This is a genomic window from Corynebacterium sp. HMSC27B11 (assembly GCF_001815985.1).
GTDB lineage: Bacteria > Actinomycetota > Actinomycetes > Mycobacteriales > Mycobacteriaceae > Corynebacterium.
Genome location: NZ_KV823564.1, coordinates 12,531 through 30,923, shown reverse-complemented (window position 1 = coordinate 30,923; position 18,393 = coordinate 12,531). Strand labels below are relative to the sequence as shown.

Annotated in this window: 16 protein-coding genes; 2 read left to right on the top strand and 14 right to left on the bottom strand. The window is 66.4% G+C overall.

Annotated features, from left to right (window positions below; translation table 11 throughout):
* Window positions 1–4: 4 nt before the first annotated feature.
* The 12 genes from HMPREF3097_RS06455 to HMPREF3097_RS06400 form a co-directional block, all read right to left on the bottom strand.
* Complete coding sequence (locus HMPREF3097_RS06455; RefSeq protein WP_070761591.1) at window positions 5–2,212, bottom strand: ComEC/Rec2 family competence protein; 2,208 nt, start codon at window positions 2,210–2,212, stop codon at window positions 5–7.
* Window positions 2,209–3,180: a ComEA family DNA-binding protein gene (locus tag HMPREF3097_RS06450; RefSeq protein ID WP_246821309.1), complete on the bottom strand. Its 972-nt coding sequence runs from the start codon at window positions 3,178–3,180 to the stop codon at window positions 2,209–2,211. The genes HMPREF3097_RS06455 and HMPREF3097_RS06450 overlap by 4 nt, the downstream gene beginning before the upstream one ends.
* Window positions 3,181–3,230: 50 nt before the next feature.
* The gene (locus HMPREF3097_RS06445; protein WP_070761589.1) at window positions 3,231–4,205 is read right to left on the bottom strand and encodes a DegV family protein; all 975 of its coding nucleotides are present in this window, start codon (window positions 4,203–4,205) and stop codon (window positions 3,231–3,233) included.
* Window positions 4,202–4,975 (bottom strand): histidine phosphatase family protein, encoded by a 774-nt coding sequence (locus HMPREF3097_RS06440; protein ID WP_070761588.1) that lies wholly within the window; start codon window positions 4,973–4,975, stop codon window positions 4,202–4,204. Before HMPREF3097_RS06440 ends, HMPREF3097_RS06445 begins: the two co-directional genes overlap by 4 nt.
* Window positions 4,976–5,014: 39 nt before the next feature.
* Window positions 5,015–5,488, bottom strand: a complete 474-nt coding sequence (rsfS, locus tag HMPREF3097_RS06435; protein WP_070761587.1) for a ribosome silencing factor — start codon at window positions 5,486–5,488, stop codon at window positions 5,015–5,017.
* 117 nt (window positions 5,489–5,605) lie between these two features.
* Window positions 5,606–6,256, bottom strand: a complete 651-nt coding sequence (gene nadD, locus HMPREF3097_RS06430) for a nicotinate-nucleotide adenylyltransferase (protein ID WP_070761586.1) — start codon at window positions 6,254–6,256, stop codon at window positions 5,606–5,608.
* A 51-nt stretch (window positions 6,257–6,307) separates the two neighbouring features.
* Window positions 6,308–7,597 carry a glutamate-5-semialdehyde dehydrogenase gene (locus HMPREF3097_RS06425; protein WP_070761585.1) on the bottom strand — a complete coding sequence of 430 codons (1,290 nt, stop codon included), beginning with the start codon at window positions 7,595–7,597 and terminating at the stop codon, window positions 6,308–6,310.
* 62 nt (window positions 7,598–7,659) lie between these two features.
* Entirely contained in the window at window positions 7,660–8,838 is a 1,179-nt protein-coding gene (gene proB, locus HMPREF3097_RS06420) for a glutamate 5-kinase (RefSeq protein ID WP_371260090.1), read from the bottom strand.
* A 110-nt stretch (window positions 8,839–8,948) separates the two neighbouring features.
* Window positions 8,949–10,463, bottom strand: a complete 1,515-nt coding sequence (obgE, locus tag HMPREF3097_RS06415; protein WP_070761584.1) for a GTPase ObgE — start codon at window positions 10,461–10,463, stop codon at window positions 8,949–8,951.
* Window positions 10,464–10,589: 126 nt separating this feature from the next.
* On the bottom strand, window positions 10,590–10,856 hold the full coding sequence (gene rpmA / locus HMPREF3097_RS06410; protein ID WP_012360615.1) for a 50S ribosomal protein L27: 267 nt from the start codon (window positions 10,854–10,856) through the stop codon (window positions 10,590–10,592).
* Between the two features lie 63 nt (window positions 10,857–10,919).
* Window positions 10,920–11,222: a 50S ribosomal protein L21 gene (rplU, locus tag HMPREF3097_RS06405; protein WP_012360616.1), complete on the bottom strand. Its 303-nt coding sequence runs from the start codon at window positions 11,220–11,222 to the stop codon at window positions 10,920–10,922.
* 372 nt (window positions 11,223–11,594) lie between these two features.
* Window positions 11,595–15,152: a translation initiation factor IF-2 N-terminal domain-containing protein gene (locus tag HMPREF3097_RS06400; RefSeq protein ID WP_070761583.1), complete on the bottom strand. Its 3,558-nt coding sequence runs from the start codon at window positions 15,150–15,152 to the stop codon at window positions 11,595–11,597.
* A gap of 326 nt (window positions 15,153–15,478) precedes the next feature.
* Between HMPREF3097_RS06400 and HMPREF3097_RS06395 the strand changes: the two genes are divergently transcribed.
* The gene (locus HMPREF3097_RS06395) at window positions 15,479–16,264 is read left to right on the top strand and encodes a hypothetical protein (protein WP_070761582.1); all 786 of its coding nucleotides are present in this window, start codon (window positions 15,479–15,481) and stop codon (window positions 16,262–16,264) included.
* Between the two features lie 80 nt (window positions 16,265–16,344).
* Here HMPREF3097_RS06395 and ndk read toward each other — a convergent pair whose 3' ends face one another.
* Window positions 16,345–16,755: a nucleoside-diphosphate kinase gene (ndk, locus tag HMPREF3097_RS06390; RefSeq protein ID WP_015381795.1), complete on the bottom strand. Its 411-nt coding sequence runs from the start codon at window positions 16,753–16,755 to the stop codon at window positions 16,345–16,347.
* Window positions 16,756–16,991: 236 nt separating this feature from the next.
* On the opposite strand from ndk, the gene HMPREF3097_RS06385 reads away from it, so the two are divergent.
* Entirely contained in the window at window positions 16,992–17,858 is an 867-nt protein-coding gene (locus HMPREF3097_RS06385) for an AMP-binding protein (protein ID WP_070761581.1), read from the top strand.
* 100 nt (window positions 17,859–17,958) lie between these two features.
* Here the strand turns inward: HMPREF3097_RS06385 and HMPREF3097_RS06380 are convergent, their stop codons facing one another.
* Complete coding sequence (locus HMPREF3097_RS06380; protein WP_015381796.1) at window positions 17,959–18,387, bottom strand: DUF4233 domain-containing protein; 429 nt, start codon at window positions 18,385–18,387, stop codon at window positions 17,959–17,961.
* Between the last annotated feature and the right edge of the window lie 6 nt (window positions 18,388–18,393).

Sequence of the window (18,393 nt, the reverse complement as noted above, 5' to 3'; positions counted from 1 at the left end):
CAGATCATCGCGGGCCACCGGAAACAACCAGCCCCTTCGGTGTGAGCAGCCCCGCCCCATCGGCGCAGGGATAGTGCACGGGCACCCCACCCGGCGTCTGGCTTGGCCGCCCGTGGCTGCGCCTCCCCGTGCCCTCGGCGGGCCCTTCGCAGTCCAGCACGACGATGAGCGCTGCCTCCCGGACGCTTAAGGCCTGCGCATCGCTGTTCACCGTCACTACCTTCGGCTCTCCGGCCGCTGCCTGTTCCCCTTTCTTTTCGACGACGCCGCCCGCTTGCAGTGTGAGCTTCCCCCGCGGCGTCTGGCAGGGCTGGCGCGTGCCGGTGGGATAGCGAAGCTGCCAGCCGGTTGTCTCGCCACCCTTACCGCAGACCGCGACCGTCCAGCGTGGCTCGGCACCGAGGTCGCTGCCCCAGCCCGGCGCGGGTGCCGCTGCCTCGTAGGGCCCAAGCTGCCAGGTGCCGATGCGTACGAGGAGCATCGCGCAGGCGATGAGCGCGGGGATGGTCTGCCACCACAGCACACCCATGGCCGCGAGGATCATCGCCCCGAGCATCGCTGCCCAGACCAGCGCCCACCCGGGGCCGCCAGGGGTGTGCAGCACCCAGGTGCGCGAGCAGCGCTCGGCCACGGCGTGGATCCACCACGCCGCCGGGGCCGCGGGGACGAGTAGCCAGGCAGCCAGGCCCGCAGGCATACCGAGGAGCAAGGCAGCGCTGCCGACGAGGCAGGCAGCGAGCGCCAGCACCATCAGCGGGGCGACCGCCCACCCCACCGCAAGGTTGGCGGGCACCGCCGCGGGCGAGACGATGCCCGTCATCATGACGATCGCCGGCTGGGTCGCCACATCGGCGACGAAGGAGACCGCAAGAGCACGCAGGATCATCCCCTCGACCACCCGTGGCTCGCGAGCCCAGCGGCGCTGGGTGAACCGGCCCCAACCCACGATGAGCCAGCGGCCAATCCGGGGTCCGGCAGTCACGATCGCCACGGTCGCCAGCACCGAGAGCAGCAGGCCGTACTCCACCGCCATGCCGGGGCGGATCAGCACCAGAGCCAGAACCGCCCCGCCAAGGGCTGCCAGCGAGTCGCTCCAGCGGGAGCTCAACACCGCCACCGCCCCGACGATTCCCATGAACCCGGCGCGCAGGATGCTCGGCAGCGGACCCACCACTATCGCGAAGGCCACGAGGGTGCCCATCACGATGATCCACCTGCCCCGCCGGGACACCCCGCACGCGGTGGCGGCGATGGTCACCGCGCTGATGAGCACGGCGACGTGCAGCCCGGAGACGGCGGTCAGGTGGGAAAGCCCGCTGACGATGTAGTGCTGCCGAATGTCCTGGGGCATCTGTGAGATATCCCCGATGAGCATGCCGGGGATCAGCGCCTCCGCACCGGAAAACCACGCCTGGTTGGCCAGCGCGGCCATCGGCCCGGCGCTGGCCAGCTCGTTGATGTTCCGGCGCAGCCGTGCGGAGATCCCCATGAGACCCCGTGGTTCTGCCGTGATGGTGGGCTCCCTGGTTGCGGATAGTCTGGCGGGCACCAGCCCAGGGCGTTCATCGGCCCGCACCGTCGCCGCGAGCTCGAGGGTGGTGCCGGGCTGAGCATTAAGCAGCTCCGGGCTTCGGTGGCGGTCGTTCACAAATAGCGGCAGCTCGCCCAGCCCAGTGATCCGTACCGGGATCTTCAGGCTGCCGCCGTTGAGCACCCGTGCCCCACCGGCGATGGTGACCTCTCCCCGGTAGTGGCCCCTCGGTTCCCTCTCGCTGCTCTCGCCTTGCTGGCCGCCCGATCCGCTGGCGCTGAGTTCGCGCACCATCGGGTGATTATCCACCCGGCTGACCTGCAGGGCTGTGCCCGCCGCGGCCAGGCTGGCGATGGCCAGTGCGACCACGAGGTTCCACCCGGCCGCCCGAAGCAGCCCGCGCCAACGCAGGTAGCTGCGCACTCGTGATGAGCCCAGCACCGCGGCCGCAACGACCGCAAGGACCACCGCAGCGACCGCCACCCACGGGCCCCGAAGCAGAATCGTCGCTGCCGTTGCCGCCCACGCGGCCGCGGCGGGAAGCAGCAGCCTGAGGTCCGGGCCACGGCGGGCACGCTGCGCATCGGGTGAGCGCGGATCTCGGGCCGCCTCCGGGGGCCTACGGCCCGCAACTGAGGCCACGGCCTGGGTCTTCTCACCCGGGTGGCTCCGCACGCTCACAAGCTGACCCCGTCCTTCATCGCAGCGAGTTTGCCCGGCCCGATGCCACGGACCTCCATGAGCTGCTCCACGGAGCGGAATGGCCCGTTGGCCTCCCGCCATTCGACGATCGCCTTGGCCGTGGCAGGTCCCACCCCGTCCAACGTTTCAAGCTGTGTGGCGTCCGCGGAGTTGATGTTGACCTTCCCGCCAGCTGCACCTCCCCCGGCCCCGCTACCACCAGACCCGCCAGCCGACGTACCGCCCGCTGCACCGCCCGACGGGCCACCAGCACCAGCCGGCCCGGCCTCACCCGGCCGCAGCACATAGGAACCGTGCTGGTCCACGACGACCTGCAGGCCGTCGGAAACCTTCTCGGCCAGGTTCACGTTATTGAGATTCGCCCCAGGCAATGCCCCGCCGGCCTTATTGATCGCATCGCCCAGCCGCTGTTTTCCGGTCATCTCCAGCAGCCCCGGGGTGCGGACCTTGCCCTGCACGGATACGACGACCGCCGCGTCGTCGTCCTGCTTCCCGTCGCCCGCCGCCGCACCGGAGCCACCGCCCTGGCTGGTGGCGTCGGCTCCAGCGTCCCCGTCACCGGCGGCACCATCCTTCGCCGCCGCACCGCCGGCCCCGTCCCCATCCGCGGAAAGCACCCTCTCGGCATCCTCGCTATGAACGTTCCTGCCCGCCGGGTTGATGACGTCCTCTGCCTCGTCACCTGTCCGGGTGAGCAATCCGATGCCACCCACCGCGATCACCACAGCGGCGACGATCCCCACCAGCACTTTCGCCGACGCAGCACTCAACCAGGAGCGCTTCTCGAAGTCCACAAGCGCTGTCTCGTGCCCCGGCATCGGCTGGGTCAGCGCGGCGATCCGTTCCTGGAGCGCGCTGTGATCCTGCTTGCGTTGAAAACTGCCTCCCATGCCGCCCAGCGAATCACGGTTGCCGGGCACTCCCACCGAAGCAGAAGGTAACCCCACGCCAAAAACCCTGGGGCCTGTGGACAACCCCGACCTGTGGATGGGGCAGGTTAGTCGCAGACCACGGCCACACCGATCGCACCCGGACCCGTGTGAACCGCGATTCCTTCGGAGACCTCGTAGAGCTCGACGTCGACCTCGGGCAGAGTCGGCGGCGTCGGCTCGGCCGAAGCACCCCCATCGGCAGTCTCCGCCGCGGCATCCTGCGCAGCCTTCGCCGCCTTGTCGGCTTTATCAGCCTTCTCGGACTTCTTCGACTTTTCCGGCTTCAGGGCCCGTTCCACCAGCTGCGCTGGAAGCTCAGCCAACTGTTCCTCGAGCATCTGCTTCAGGTGCTTGGCGGGCTCCACCGCCTCCGACTGCATAATCCCGATCTTCATGCGGCGGGGCTTGCGCCCCTCCTCGGCCGCGGCATCAGCCTCGGCGACGACGACCTCGCTGGCCATCTCCACCAGCTTCGCCATCGCCTTGGCCTGGGTGCGGGTCTTCGCCGCCAGCTGCAGCTCCCCGTCCGCAAGCTTGAGGATCGGCTTGATCGCCAGAGCGGTAGTCAGCAGCGTGCGCGCGGTGGACAGGCGCCCACCCCGGCGCAGGCTATCGATCTTGTGCACATACAGCCACAGGGTCGCGGTGCTCAGCACCCGGTCCGCGGCGTCGGCCACCTCGTCGAGGCTGCCGCCGGCGCGAGCCACCCGGGCGGCCTCCAGCGCGGCGTAACCGAGCGTCATGCCCGCCGTGTTCGTGTCCACGACGCGCACTTTGCTCTCCAACACCCCGGCTGCGGTCACCGCGTTGGACCAGGTGGAGGACAGCTCCTTGGATAGATGCAGTGCGACCACGCCATCGTCCCCACTGCGTTCCAGCAGGCGGGCATAATTAGCGGTCAACTCCAACGCCCCCAGCCCGGCGGTGGTCTTCTCTGCCCCCTGCCCCGAGGTATACAGATCCACCACCGTCACGCCCGCAGCGTCGGCGAGCTCGCGGGGCAGGCAGCTGGAGGAATCCGTGATCACATGAACGGTCACCGTGCTGCGCCCCCTTCATCCGGGTTGTCCAGCTGCTGGCCCGGAACCTCTACTCCGACGTTCCAGCCCTCCAGGTACCAGCGCGGGCTCAGCCACCACTCGGCCGCGGCCTCCGGCACTTCAGGAACGGTCGAACCGTCCACCGCGGGCGCGGTCTGCGGCCCGTCCCCCTGCCCAGACACCGGGAAGTGCGGACGCGCCACCAGCTCGGCCCAGCGCGCGTTGCCGAGCCGGGCGAATACCGGGTAGTGCTCCGCCGGCACGTCCAGCAAGCGCGAGGTCAGCGCCGCAATCGACCCACCATGCGCCACCACCAGCACGGTGCCATCGAAGGCATCGGAGGCCATGAGGTCCGCGATCCCGGCCGCGGTGCGTTCGGCCACATCCAGCCGGGTCTCCCCACGGGGCGGTGACCAGCGCGGATCGTGGCGCCAATACGCCCGCTGGCCGGGGTATTGCTCGTCGATCTCGATGTGGGATCCGCCCTGCCAGTCCCCCAGGTGCGTTTCCCGGAACCGGGGGTCGATCTCGACGTCCAGCCCCCAGGCCTCGGCGACGATACTCGCTGTCTCCACCGCGCGCTCCAGGTCGGAGGCGACCACCTTGGTGACGTTCCAGTCGCGGGCCACCGCGGCGACGTCGCGGGCTTGCTGCCGGCCAACCTCCGATAGCGGGGTGTCCAGCTGGCCCTGCATGCGCCCTGCGGAGTTGTACTCCGTCTCTCCGTGGCGCATCAGGATGAGCCTGCGCTGGCTCGCGTTAGCAGTCATGGCGGTGTTCTTCTCGGTCGTTTTGATCGTGGCCGGGTTTTAGAGCTCGTCGGCGTCGGGCTCTGGGCCAGCCAGCGGCAGGTCGTCGATGGTCTGGACGTCGAGGACATCCACCTCAGCATCCGGATCCCAGTTGGCGCCGCGATCGACCTGCTCCACGCCCTCGACCTCGATCTGTGGGGCGTCGAGGAAGAGACGGTCCAGCGCGTAGTACTCGCGCTCCGCGCGGCGCTGCACGTGGACGACGACGTCGCCGTAGTCCAGCAGCACCCACAGTCCCTCGCCGCGACCCTCGCGGCGCAGGGGCTTCGTGCCATTTTCGGCCAGGTGATCCTCGACTTCGTCAACGATGGACTGCACGTGGCGCTCGTTATCGCCGGTGACGATCACGAAGCAGTCGATGATGGCCAGGCGGTTGGAGACGTCGATGACGAGGATGTCTTCGCCCTTCTTCTCATCTGCCGCCTGGGCAGCGAGACTGGCGAGGGCGATGGATTCTGGTTGTGCGGTCAAGCGAAACCTTTCTAAAGAAGTATGCTCTGGCCCCCATGATAGCGGGGCATCCGCGAGGGCTCCGCCTGTTCCCGGCGCGTCGGGCAGTGCGGGGCGCCGTAGGTTGCTGAATGTCGCCTAATCGGCGTACATGCGGTGCTTGGCGATGTACTGCACCACCCCGTCGGGGACGAGGTACCAGACTGGCCGGCCGCTCATCGCGCGCTCCCGGCAGTCCGTGGAGGAGATCGCCATCGCGGGGATCTCCACCAGGCTCAACCTCCCGGCTTCCACTTCCCGGGCCAACGGGGAGTCCAGCATCGAGAGCTCGTAACCAGGCCGGGTCACCCCGACGAAGTTCGCCAAGTCGAACATGGATTCCCAGTCCCGCCAGGTGATGATCTGGTTCAACGCGTCCGCGCCGGTGATGAAGAACAGCTCCGCGTCCGGGTAGATCTTGCGCATATCCGCCAGCGTGTCGACCGTGTAGGTGTTTCCTCCGCGGTCGATGTCCACCCGGGAGACCCGGAAGCTCGGATTCGCGGCGGTCGCAATGACGGTCATCAGGTAGCGGTCTTCCGCCGGGGAGACCCGCTTACCCTTCTTTTGCCAGGGTTGCCCGGTGGGGACGAAGACGACAACGTCCAGGTCGAAACGGTCCGCAACCTCACTCGCGGCGACCAGGTGGCCATTGTGGATGGGATCGAAGGTTCCACCCATGACGCCGACGCGGCGCGGCGGGTCGGGGTTCGCGGGAGCCTCCGTGGCCGGGGACGGGGGGTTAGTCATGCTGCTTAGGCTAGCGCACCGGGGTCGCGGGGCCGGTGCGCGCTGTGTCGCCTAGGGGCGGGTCTGACCCTCGCCAGTGAGCACCCACTTGGTGCTCGTGAGCTCCGGAAGGCCCATCGGCCCGCGGGCGTGCAGCTTCTGGGTGGAGATGCCGATCTCCGCGCCGAAGCCGAACTCCTCGCCGTCCGTCCAGGCGGTGGAGGTATTCAGGGAGAGCGCGGCGGCATCCACGTGCTTCTCGAAGTAGCGCAGCACCTCGTAGTCCCGTGCGGAGATCCCCTCGGTGTGGCCAGAACTGTAGGTGGTGATGTGCTCCACCGCGCCGCGCACCCCATCGACGATCGCGGCGGCGATATCGAAGCTCAGGTACTCGTCGGTCCAGTCCTCCTCGGTGGCCTCCACCACGTCCTCGGCCAGGCTATCCAGTTCGGCCTTCACGCCGTGGACGCGCACGCCGGCAGCAGCCAGTTCTGCGAAGACACGCTTCTTGGCGTCATCAGAAAGAGCCGCATCCAGCAGGACGGTCTCGGTCGCATTGCACACCGAGCAGCGGCGGGTCTTGCCGTTGAGCAGCAGCTGGATCGCCTCGTCCAGGTCGGCGGAGGCGTCGATGTAGAAGTGGCACTTGCCCGTGCCCGTCTCGATCGCGGGAACGGTCGCGTTCAGAACAACCGCCTCGATCAGTCGCGCCCCACCGCGCGGGATGACGACGTCGACCAGGCCACGAGCGGTGACCAAGTCCTGGACGGAGTCGTGGCTATCGCACGGCAGCAGCTGGACGATGTCGCGGGTAAGACCCTGCTCGGCGGCGACGTCCTGCAGCAGCTCCACCAGCTTCTCGTTGGTCTGGCGGGCGGAGCGGGAGCCGCGCAGCAGCGGGACGTTGCCGGACTTGATGGCCAGGCCGAAGGCGTCGACGGTGACGTTCGGGCGAGCCTCGTAGACCATGCCCATCACGCCGAGCGGAGTGCGGACCTGCTTGAGGTCGATGCCGTTCGGGCGGGTGTGGCCTCGGACGACCTCTCCCACCGGATCCGGCAGGCCGACGATCTGGCGCAGACCGCCGGCGATGCCCTCGATGCGACCAGCGTCCAGGGCGAGGCGGTCGATCAGGGCGTCGTCGAAACCGGCCTCGCGGCCCGCGGCGACGTCCTTGGCATTGGCCTCGAGGATCGCGTCGGTGTTGGAGATCAGCGCGTCGGCGGCGGCGAGCAGCAGATCATTCTTCTGCTGGGTGGTGAGCACGACCCGGCTGGCCTGCTTCGCCTTGGCGGCCTTGGCGAGCACTTCTTCGCGCTCGGCTTGACGCTGTGGGGAAAGGTTATCGTTCTTTTCGCTCATCGTGCCTCTTTCATCGTTGGGAAAATTTGGGTCTGCCCTGGCGGGCCAAAGGAATCGTGGGGCTAAATTGGCAGCTGCTGGCGGCGGGGTGGCTGCCGGTTGGCGTAATAAGAGAGGTAATCGGTGTGGATCACAGGGCGCTGCGCGTCGCCCGGAAGCTCCGATGTGTGGCGTCCCAGCATCGGGACCAGGTCGGTGGCGTCGTAGTTCACCTCACCGCGGCCGAAGATCTTTCCGTCGCTGCCCACGAGATCCACGATGTCGCCACGGTTGAAGTCACCCATGACCTGGGTGACGCCGACTGCGAGGAGGGACTTGTTGCCGTCGACCACGGCCTTCTTCGCGCCGTCGTCGAGCTGCAGTGCGCCGCGGGACTCGGCGGCGTAGAGCACCCAGAACTTCCACGCGGACAGGCGATCTTCCTCGGGCCAGAAGCAGGTGCCCACGGACGCGCTTTCCAGGGCTGGGGCGATGTTCTCGGTGGAGGTCAGCAGCACCGGAACGCCCGCTCGGGAGGCCAGGCGGGCAGCGGTGACCTTCGCGGCCATGCCGCCGGTGCCGAGGCGACCGCCGTCGCCCGCTGCGACGCCCGAGAGGTCGTTGCTGCTGCGCACCTCGGAGACGAACTGCGCATCCGGCTCGTTCGGGTTGCGGTCGTAGAGACCATCCACGTCGGAGAGCAGGACGAGGGCGTCCGCGAAGACGAGGTGGGAGACGATGGCGGCGAGGCGGTCGTTATCGCCGAAGCGCATCTCGGAGGTCGCGACCGTATCGTTTTCGTTGACAATCGGTACGGCGGAGAGCTGGCGCAGGCGGTCGATGGTGCGCTGCGCGTTGCGGGCGCGGTCGCGGCGGCCGGCGTCGGCGGCGGTCAGAAGCACCTGGCCGATGGTGCGGCCATAGCGGGCGAAGCTCCTCCCCCACTCCTGGGCGAGCAGCACCTGGCCCACCGAGGCGGCCGCCTGCTTGGTGGCCAGGTCGCTGGGGCGCTGGCGCAGGCCCAGCGGGTCCATGCCCGAGGCCACTGCACCGGAGGAGACGACGATGAGGTCCGTGTCATCCGACATGCGGGCTTCCAGAGCATCGGCGATGGTGTCGATGCGGGCGGGGTCCACGCGGCCGGACTCGTCGGTGAGGGACGAGGATCCAATTTTCACCACCAGCCGCTTGGCATTGGCGATGCGGTGACGCACGGTGCCGGGTTCCGGCATCGTGGTGGCATCTAGCTGCTGTGTGGGCATTGAATTTTCGTTGCTCGCTGCAGACATGCCCACCAGTATGCCAAATTACTTATGAATTCTGAGGCTTTTGAGTTATCTAAACGTTATCTAATTCGCTACTCAACGTCGCGCTAACCCTGCCAGCGCTCGGTGTCCGCGACCTCGCCGTCGCCGTAATCATATTCGTCGATCAGGCCGCGTCGTGCCTGGGAGGCACGCTTACGCTGCTCTGCGGTCACGCGGTCCGTCTGCTCCAGTCGGCGGTCCTTGCCGCGGCCGTACGCTGGGGTCTGGTCCACGCCCGCCACGGTCTGCGGATCCCACTCGAAGGTGATCCCGCCGATGGTGACATCGGAACCGTCCACGGCACCGGCCTGCCACAGGGCTTCCTCGACGCCTGCCTTGGCCAGGCGGTCAGCGAGGAAGCCGATGGCCTCGTCGTTCTCGAAGTCGGTCTGCAGGATCCAGCGGTCGATCTTGTGCCCGGTGACGATGAACGCGCCCGGGTTCTGCTTATCCTCGTGGACCTCGAAGTCCGCGAAGCGGCCCTTGCGCTTCGGCCCCACCGACTGCGGGCGGATGACCTGCTGTGGCGCTGGGGTGTCCTCGACCTTCTTGCGGTGCTCCCGGACGATGTCCATCAGGGCAAACCGCAGCTCGTTGAGCCCGGTGCGCGCGACCGTGGAGATGCGGAAGATCGGCCAGCCGAACTTCTTCAACTCCTCTTCCTGCAGGTCCGCCATGTCCTCGGCGTCCGGGACGTCCATCTTGTTCAGGATGATGACGCGGGGACGTTCCCGGAGGTCGCCCAGGCCCGCATCGGCGCTGAGCTCACTCTGGTAGCTATCCAGTTCGTGCTCGAGGGCGCGGATATCGTCCAGCGGATTGCGCTCGGATTCCAGCGCGGCTGCGTCCACGACATGCGCCAGGACGGCGGTGCGCTCGATGTGGCGGAGGAAGTCCAGGCCGAGGCCGCGGCCCTCGCTGGCGCCGGGGATGAGGCCCGGGACGTCGGCGATAGTGAAGGTATCGTGATCCACGCTGACCACGCCGAGGTTCGGTGCGAGCGTGGTGAAGGGGTAGTCCGCGATCTTGGGCTTGGCCGCGGAGAGCACGGAAATCAGGGAGGACTTACCCGCCGAGGGGAAGCCCACGAGGCCGACGTCGGCCATGGACTTCAGTTCGAGGGTGACGTCCTTCTGCTCGCCGGGCTCACCGAGCAGCGCGAAGCCCGGAGCCTTGCGCGTCTTGGAGGCCAGGGAGGCGTTGCCCAACCCACCGAAGCCGCCCTGGGCGACGATGACCTTCTGCCCGGGGCTGACGAGGTCGGCGAGGACCTCGCCATCTTCGTCGATAACGACGGTTCCCTGCGGGACGTGGAGGGTCAGGTCCTTACCACGAGCGCCGTGCCGGTCGTCGCCGGCGCCGTTGTTGCCACGCTCGGCCCGCACGTGCGGGGAGAAGCGGAAGTCCAGGAGGGTGTGCACCTGGGGGTCAACTTCGAGGATGATGTCTCCGCCGTGGCCGCCGTTGCCACCGTCCGGCCCGCCCAGGGGCATGAACTTCTCGCGGCGCACGGAGTTACAGCCATTGCCGCCATCGCCGGCTTTGAGGTGCAGAACGACCCGGTCAACGAATTGCGACATGGATGTAAGTCCTTCCTTCGATCGGATTCAAATTTTAGCGAATAATGCAAAGAAGCTCCCGCCCTCGCCCCGGTGGGGCGGAAAGTGCGGGAGCTTCGTGCTCGTGGGGTTTGAAAACCGCGGGCTTTAAGCCTCGACGGCCTCGTCCTCCACGATGTTCACCAGGCGGCGGTTACGCTTGGTGGAGAACTGGACGGCGCCAGCCTTCAGTGCGAACAGCGTGTCATCGCCGCCGCGACCAACGTTCACACCTGGGTGGAACTTGGTGCCGCGCTGACGGATGAGGATCTCGCCCGCCTTGACCTGCTGGCCGCCGAAGCGCTTAACACCGAGACGCTTTGCCTCGGAGTCGCGACCGTTACTGGAGCTAGAAGCACCCTTCTTAGTTGCCATGAGTCTCCCTCCTCGGGAAGAAGTAAGAGCACCCGCGCACTCAGCACGGACGCGTCTCGGTTATTACTTGATGCCGGTGATCTTCAGCACGGTCAGGGCCTGACGGTGGCCCCAGCGGCGCTTGTAACCGGTCTTGTTCTTGTAGTGCATTCCGCGGATCTTCGGGCCACGAACGTGCTCGACGATCTCTGCGTTCACGGCGACGTTTTCCAGCTTGTCGCCGGAGGTCAGATCCGCGCCATCGACGACGAGAACCGGGGTGAGAGCCACGGCGGAACCTGGCTCACCCTCGATCTTCTCGACCTTGACGAGGTCACCTTCGGCAACCTTGTACTGCTTGCCGCCGGTCTTGACGATCGCGTACATGGTAGGGCTACCCCTTATAAATCTCTTCGACTCAGGCAGCTCTCGACGACGATCCCACGTGCGACGCGAGCATCCTGACTGGACAATATGCAAAATTAAGTGTGTTCATTTCGGCATAACAAGCCGGGCCCGGTTAGGGGCAATGAACAGCGACTGCTCAATACTACCCAGCAGGGGCTGGAAAACCAAAATCTTTTTCCAGCCCATCGCAGGTAGCGCCCGGCGAAACCGCCAGGCTGTGAAGGGTGAGGCTGATGTGGCGAAACAGGATCGCTCCCCTCCCTTCCCCGCCCGCAGCCGAACGCGCAACGGTGGCTCAGGCATGACCGCGGGCTGAGCGCCCACCCGTGAAGGGAGAGCGCTGCCCTGGGGCTAGCGCCGCGGGCTACTGCGCACCACCCGGCGGCGACGGCCCCGCGCCCTGCCCTGGGATTCACCCTTCGCCGACTGCTCGGACTTCCCGGCGCCCCGGCCCTCCCGCTTGGGCTCATCCTTGGCCTGGCCAGCCTCGGCCTGCTGACCGAAGTCCTCCGGCTGCGGACGGCGATCCGACACGGAATTGCCGCGGGTGCGGCGGCGACGGCGTGGCGAGTTCTCGAACTCCGTTACCGCCTCCTCGTAGGTGTTGGCACCGTACTTCCCCGCACCCCGGGTCCCAGAGCGTCGCGCCCCGGCGTTGCGACGATCTCCCGCCGAACCTCGATTCTGCCCGGAACGCTGCTGCTCGCCCTGCTCCCCGTGAGACTTGAGCGAACCAGCCTGACCCGCACCCGACTGGCGAGCACGCGGCGTCGAGCGCACCACCCGACGGCCCCGGCGTCGCGCCCCCTGGGAACCCCGCTCGGACTTCTTCTGCTCATCCCGCTGCTCAGAGCCACGGTCCTCGCGGGAGGAAATCTTCAGCTCCGGGGCATCCGCATTCGCCGCAGACCGTCGCTGGCCAGAGCCATCACGCTGCTGGCTAGGTGCCGTGCGCCGCACGATGCGGCGACGAACCACCCGACGCGGAGCGCGCCCCTGGCTGGCCTGGGACTCATCGCCCGATCGACCGGCTGGCTGCTTCTTCTCCGCGGACCCCTGCTCGGCGCGGCCGGTGGCGTCCTTGGCTGCGGAGCTGGTGCGGCGCTGAACCGAACGGCGACCGCCCCGGCGCGACGTCCTCGTCTCCTGCTTCTGCTCCCCGCCGCGCTCTGCAGCGGACTCAGAACCGGAGCGGCGTTCCTGCCCATCGGAGTTGCGGTGGTCCTGGGAGTCCTCGCGGCCCTTGCCGTGGGAGGCCTTGGACTTGGAGCCCTTGTCCGCGTGGCGCTTCACATTCTCACGGCGCTGGTCGCCCTGCTCGTCACGGCCGTGGTTCTTGGACCCCTGGCCTCCGCGTCCGTCCTGACGCTGCTGCGCGCCCTGGCTGTTGCGCTGCTCCTTCGAGCCCTGCTCGTCACGGCCACGACCATTGCCGCGGGAGGAACGGCGGCGGCGCTCCGGCTCCTCGCTAAAGTCCTGCTCGACTGGGTCCGGATGCACGATCACGCCACGGCCGTCGCAGCACTCACAGGTGGTGGAGAAAGTCTCCAGCAGGCCGGCGCCCAGACGCTTGCGGGTGATCTGCACCAGGCCCAGCGAGGTGACCTCGCTGACCTTGTGGTGGGTGCGGTCCCGACCCAAGTACTCGATGAGGCGGCGCAGCACCAGGTCCTGGTTCTCCTCCAGCACCATGTCGATGAAGTCGACGACGATCATGCCGCCGATATCGCGCAGCCGCATCTGGCGCACGATCTCCTCGGCCGCCTCGAGGTTATTCTCGGTGACCGTCTCCTCGAGGTTGCCGCCGGACCCCACGAAGGAGCCGGTGTTGACGTCGATGACGGTCATCGCCTCGGTGTGGTCGATGACCAGGTGACCACCGGAAGGCAGCCAGACCTTCCTGCTTAGCGCCTTGGCGAGCTGGTCGTCGAGGCGGTGCGCGGCGAAGACGTCCTCGTCGGCATGCTGCTCGGGGTGCCACTTGTGCACCCGATCCATCAGCTCCGGGGCCATGCGACCCATGTAATCGCGGACCATGCGCCAGGACTTATCGCCCTCGACGAGCAGCTCGGAGAAGTCCTCGTTGAACAGGTCGCGGATGACCGTGATCAGCATGTTCGGCTCTTCGTAGAGCGTGACGGGCTTCGCGCCCTTGGACTTGCGCTCCTTAGCCTCAGTCTTCTCGATGTTCAGCCACTGCTTGTGGAGGCGGTTGACGTCCTCCTCGATGAGCTCCTCGGCCACGTTTTCTGCGGCGGTGCGGATGATCGCTCCGCCCTGCCCCGGCACGACGCGCTGCAGAATCTCCTTCAGGCGCTTGCGTTCGGCCTCCGGCAGCTTGCGGGAGATACCCGCGGTGGTGCCGCCCGGGAAGTACACGAGGTAGCGACCCGCGAAGCTGATGCGGTTGGTCAGGCGGGCGCCCTTGTGGCCGACCGGGTCCTTGATGACCTGGACCATCACCTGGTCGCCAGAGCGCAGCGCCTGGTCGATGCGGCGGGACTTGGAGTGCAGGTGCGGGGAGTGCCAGTTGACCTCGCTGGCGTAGAGCACGGCATTGCGGCCGGTGCCGATGTCGATGAAGGCCGCCTCCATGGAGGCTAGAACGTTTTGCACCCGGCCCAGGTAGATATTGCCGATCATCGACTGCTGGGTGTCGCTGGTGACGAAGTGCTCCACCAGCTGGCCATCTTCTACGACGCCCACCTGGGTCGTCAGGCCGGTGTGGTCGTGTCGCTCGGCGTCGCGCACCATCATCTGGCGGTGCACGGACTCCCGGCGCGCGAGGAACTCGGAGCGGCTGATGGCCTTGTGGCGGCCGCGCTCGCGGTTCTCCTCACGCCAGCGGCGCTTGGATTCCAGGCGGGTGGAGCCCTTCAGGCGCACCGGCTCGTCGACGATGTCCGCTTCCTCGCGCTCGCCCGGGTGCAGCTGGTCGGCCGGGGTCTCCTCCTCGGCCGCGGGCTGAAGCTCGGCGGGGCGCTGCTCGGCCTTCTGTTCCTTCTTCTTGGGCTCAGCCTTCTTCGGCTCGGCCTTCTTCGGCTGCTCCCGCTTCTCGGCCATCTCCTCGGACGAGGCCTCCGCCTTTTTCGCTGCGGTGTCCTGCTGGATGGCGCGGCTGCCCACGCGGCGCACGATTCGGCGCACGCGGCGGCGAGCGGGCTGTGGAGCCTCCTCGCTTGTAGAAGCCTGCTGCTCCGGGGTCGTGGACGCCGCTTCTTCAGCCTGGGATTGTGGCGCCTCAGCGGCCTGGTGCTGCTGTGCGTTCTCCGCCTCGGCGTTCTTGGCTTCCGCCTTCTTGCTGGCTGTGCGCTTGGTCGTCTTCTTCGCGGCAGCCTTCTTGCTAGCCTTCTGTGCACTCTTTTGGGCACTCTTTTGGGCAGTCGTGCGGGAGGCCTTCTTGGGCTCAGCCTGCTTCTGCTGTTCCTGCTGCTCAGCCACCTCAGGTGCGGCATCCTGCTCCGGGAGCTCCTGCGCGGGTGCCGCCTCCTTGGCAGCGGCCTTCTTGGTGCTCTTCTTGGTCGCAGCCTTCTTAGCCGTGGACTTCTTCGCGCTCTTCTTGGCAGCGGCCTTCTTGGCTCCCGCCTTCTTGGCAGTGCTCTTCGTGTCCCCGGCCTTGTCGGCAGCGGGCTCGGCGGCGTCCGCCTCGTCCTTCACCGCTGGCTGCTCAGACTGGGTTAGCCCTCCCCCGCCAGCCAGACGAGAGACCACGTCGGTGGCCTCCTCGTTCGACAGCGTCGAGGAAGGCACCTTGCCGGTGATCCCGTACTCCCCCAGCACGGCGATGAACTCCTTGCTGGTGATCCCCAGTTCCTTGGCCACCGAGTGCACGCGCACCCTGCGACCGAAGCTTTCAGTATTAATTTTTCCGGCCGATTCAATCAGCGCTGGTTCCGGCGTAAAAGCCACGTTTCTCCTTGAAAGTTTTTCTCGCGCTAGCTGGCGGCGTCCTAAAGAAAAAGATCGAGAACAGCAGCGGACCTGTGGAAACGACGGCCGCTGCGCCAGCCAGGCGCCAGAGCGACACCGAGGCCGGGCGCCTCAAAGGAGGCCTGGCAATGGGGTGTGCTCGCAAACGATGTTTAAGTGTGATGGATTAGCCCTGACCTGACCGCATCGTCGTTGTGGGTGATGGTGAAGGAAAATCCTGTTCCCCATCTTGTCATAACTTCCCCCGCGATGAGGGAGCCGGCATCGCGAGAGGTCGTGTGTGGGGAGGTTGCTACGCTGATGGAATGTTCCAGATCAGCGAAAAGCAGCTTCGAGAGCACTACGGGAAGAATCAACCTTCCACGATGCTCGGGTGGACCCTCGGCGTTGTGTGGACTCTCGTCGTCATCGCTTGTTCCGCCCTCCCACACGTGTGGATGGGATTCGTGGCGATCGCCTTCCTGCTGGGGCTGATGGTCTTCGGCTATACGAAGTTCTTCAACCGGCATGGCTACCGAGGAAACGATTACGATCCTCTCAAGCCGGATGTGAAGCTGCAGCGGAGCGAGTTCAACTGGCGCGAAGTGCTGCGCTTCGTTGTCCCTTATTCCGCGTCCTACGTGGCGCTGAGCATCGCGCAGTCCACGGCACCATGGGTGGTTGTTGTTCCAGTGGCGATCGCTACGGGCCTGGGGATGGCGTGGTACTTCACTTCAGGGGCGCACCAACCAACGCATTACGCGACACCACCGCAACTCTTCGGCGATGCAGGCGATGTTTCCGCACCGGTGGGGCCCGGCAAGATCTTCGAGGGGCCGGATGCCATCGTAGCCTTCATGCATGCCGATGAGCTCGTGCCCGGCATCTATCAGCGCCTAGAAAGCGAACTCGTGGCGGAGCTGGTCGCGGACGGGGCTGTCGAGCACGAAGTCAAGGCCGCTCTCAACGAGGCCGATGCGCACGGGCAGGTGGTGCGGATCCGCGAGGTGCGCCACCGCGGCAGCACCGACCAATGGCTGACGCTGACCGAGGAAGCCAGCCAGACGTACCAGGACAGCGTCCGCGGCGCCGGTGATCTAGCGAGCCAGTAGCGGCACCGCTGACCTGCAGCACAAGGAAACGTCCCGGCAAACCCACATGGGCCTGCCGGGACGTTGTGCTGTGAAAGGTATTAGAGGTTCGGGAACCAGATAGCGATCTCGCGCTCAGCGGACTCCGGGGAGTCGGAGCCGTGGACGACGTTCTCGCCGACGGTCAGTGCAAAGTCACCGCGGATGGTGCCCGGGGTGGCTGCCTCGACCGGGTGGGTGCCGCCAGCCAGCTGACGCCAAGCAGCGATGGCGGACTCGCCCTCGACGATGCCGGCGACCAGCGGTGCGGAGGTGATGAAGTCCACGAGCTCGCCGAAGAACGGCTTGTCCTTGTGCTCCTCGTAGTGCTTCTCTGCGGTTGCGCGGTCTGCGGTGCGCAGGTCCATCTCGACGAGCTTCAGGCCCTTGCGCTCGATGCGGGAGATGATCTCTCCGACGTGGCCGTTCTTAACGCCGTCCGGCTTAATGAGAATGAGAGTGCGTTCAGTCATGCTCTAAGAATAGCGAATCCTTATGCCCCTCGCCCACCCTGAACCTCCCTGTGTCCCCTTGCCTTTTGATCTCTTTCGCTAGCGCAACGCAAATAGCGAAATAATTTTGAAAACGAGCACTACCATCGGCGAGACACAGATCACATAACACTGAAGGAGGCGGGCATGGCCTCCAAGATCTACACCAGCCCATACCCGAGTTTGGACTACCCCGACACCGACGTTAAATCTTCTCCATGGAGCTCGCGGCCCTGCAAGACGCCCCGAAACCAGCTTCCGAGGTGACCATCGAAGCTCACTCGGTTACCGCTGTCCCATTCTCTTCCGGCACCACCGGGTTGCCGAAGGGCGTGCAGTTGACCCACCGGAACCTCACCAGCAACTTGATGCATGTCCGGGAAATGATTGAGCGTTCCGGAATTGAAGCGCGCACAAACACCCTGAGCGTGCTGCCGTTCTCCCATATCTACGGCATGACGGTCCTGCTTCTCGGCCCGCTGCTACACCGCCACCACATCTTCACCATGCCGAAGTTCGACATCGAACAGTTCCTGCGTGCCCACGCTGAACGCGCGATCGAATTCACGTTCATCGCCCCTCCGATGGCCATCGCGATGGCCAAAAGCCCGGAAATCGACCCGGCATGGTTTTCCGCTTCGAAGCTCATGGTTTCCTCTGCGGCGCCAATCGACGCTCCGATTATGCGCGCGGTCGAAGAACGCCTCGATACAAAGGTCGTGCAGGGATGGGGCATGACAGAGGCCTCACCGCTGGTCGCCCTAAACCTCCATGGCGACGCCGATCACTCCAGCGTTGGCAAGCCGGTGGCAGACACAGAAATCCGGCTGGTGGATATCGACACCCCTGAAGACGTTCCCGAGGGCGAGGCCGGCGCGGAGCGCGATGGCCTAGAGATCCCGCGCGCGTTCGTCGTAACTCGCGAAGGTTTCGAGCTGGGGGCACAGGAACTCATGGACTGGGTCGCTGACCGTGTGACCCCATACAAGAAGATCCGCGCCGTGGAGTTCGTCGATGCCATCCCGAAAAACGCAACCGGCAAGATCCTGCGCCGCGAGCTGGCGAAGGTCCCCTTCGAGAGCTAGCAGGGCCGCGCTGCACACGCCATAAAACCTAAGCCTCCCCGACCCGCCCGACGTTGGGCTGGTGGGGAGGCTTCACGCTCAATGGCGCTCGCGGAGCAAGTTAGACGTGCTGGCTCGGCAGCAGGCCGCGCCGCATGCGCTCCTGAACCACCTTGCGAAGGTGGTAGATGTACCACCACACGCCGATGAAGATCAGAGCCATCACACCGATCACCAGGTTGGCGAAAACCCCGATCAGAGCCAGGACCTGCAGACCCCAGTTGATCTTGTCCGCCGCCGGAGCCTTCTGCATGAAGCCCGCCGCAAACATCAGCACCGCCACGGCCAGGACGTAGCCGAACTGCAACCAGACAGGACCCAGCCCCGAATCCACGCGGCCGACCACGGTCAGCCCCAGCAACATGACGATCCCCTCCAGGACCAGGGTGCCCGCCATGACTCCGCGAATGCCCTTCATCGGGTCATTAGCTGGGGCATGCCCGGGACCGAGGGGGCCCATCTCCAGTTCTTCAGCCGGCTTGCGCGCCATCTGCTT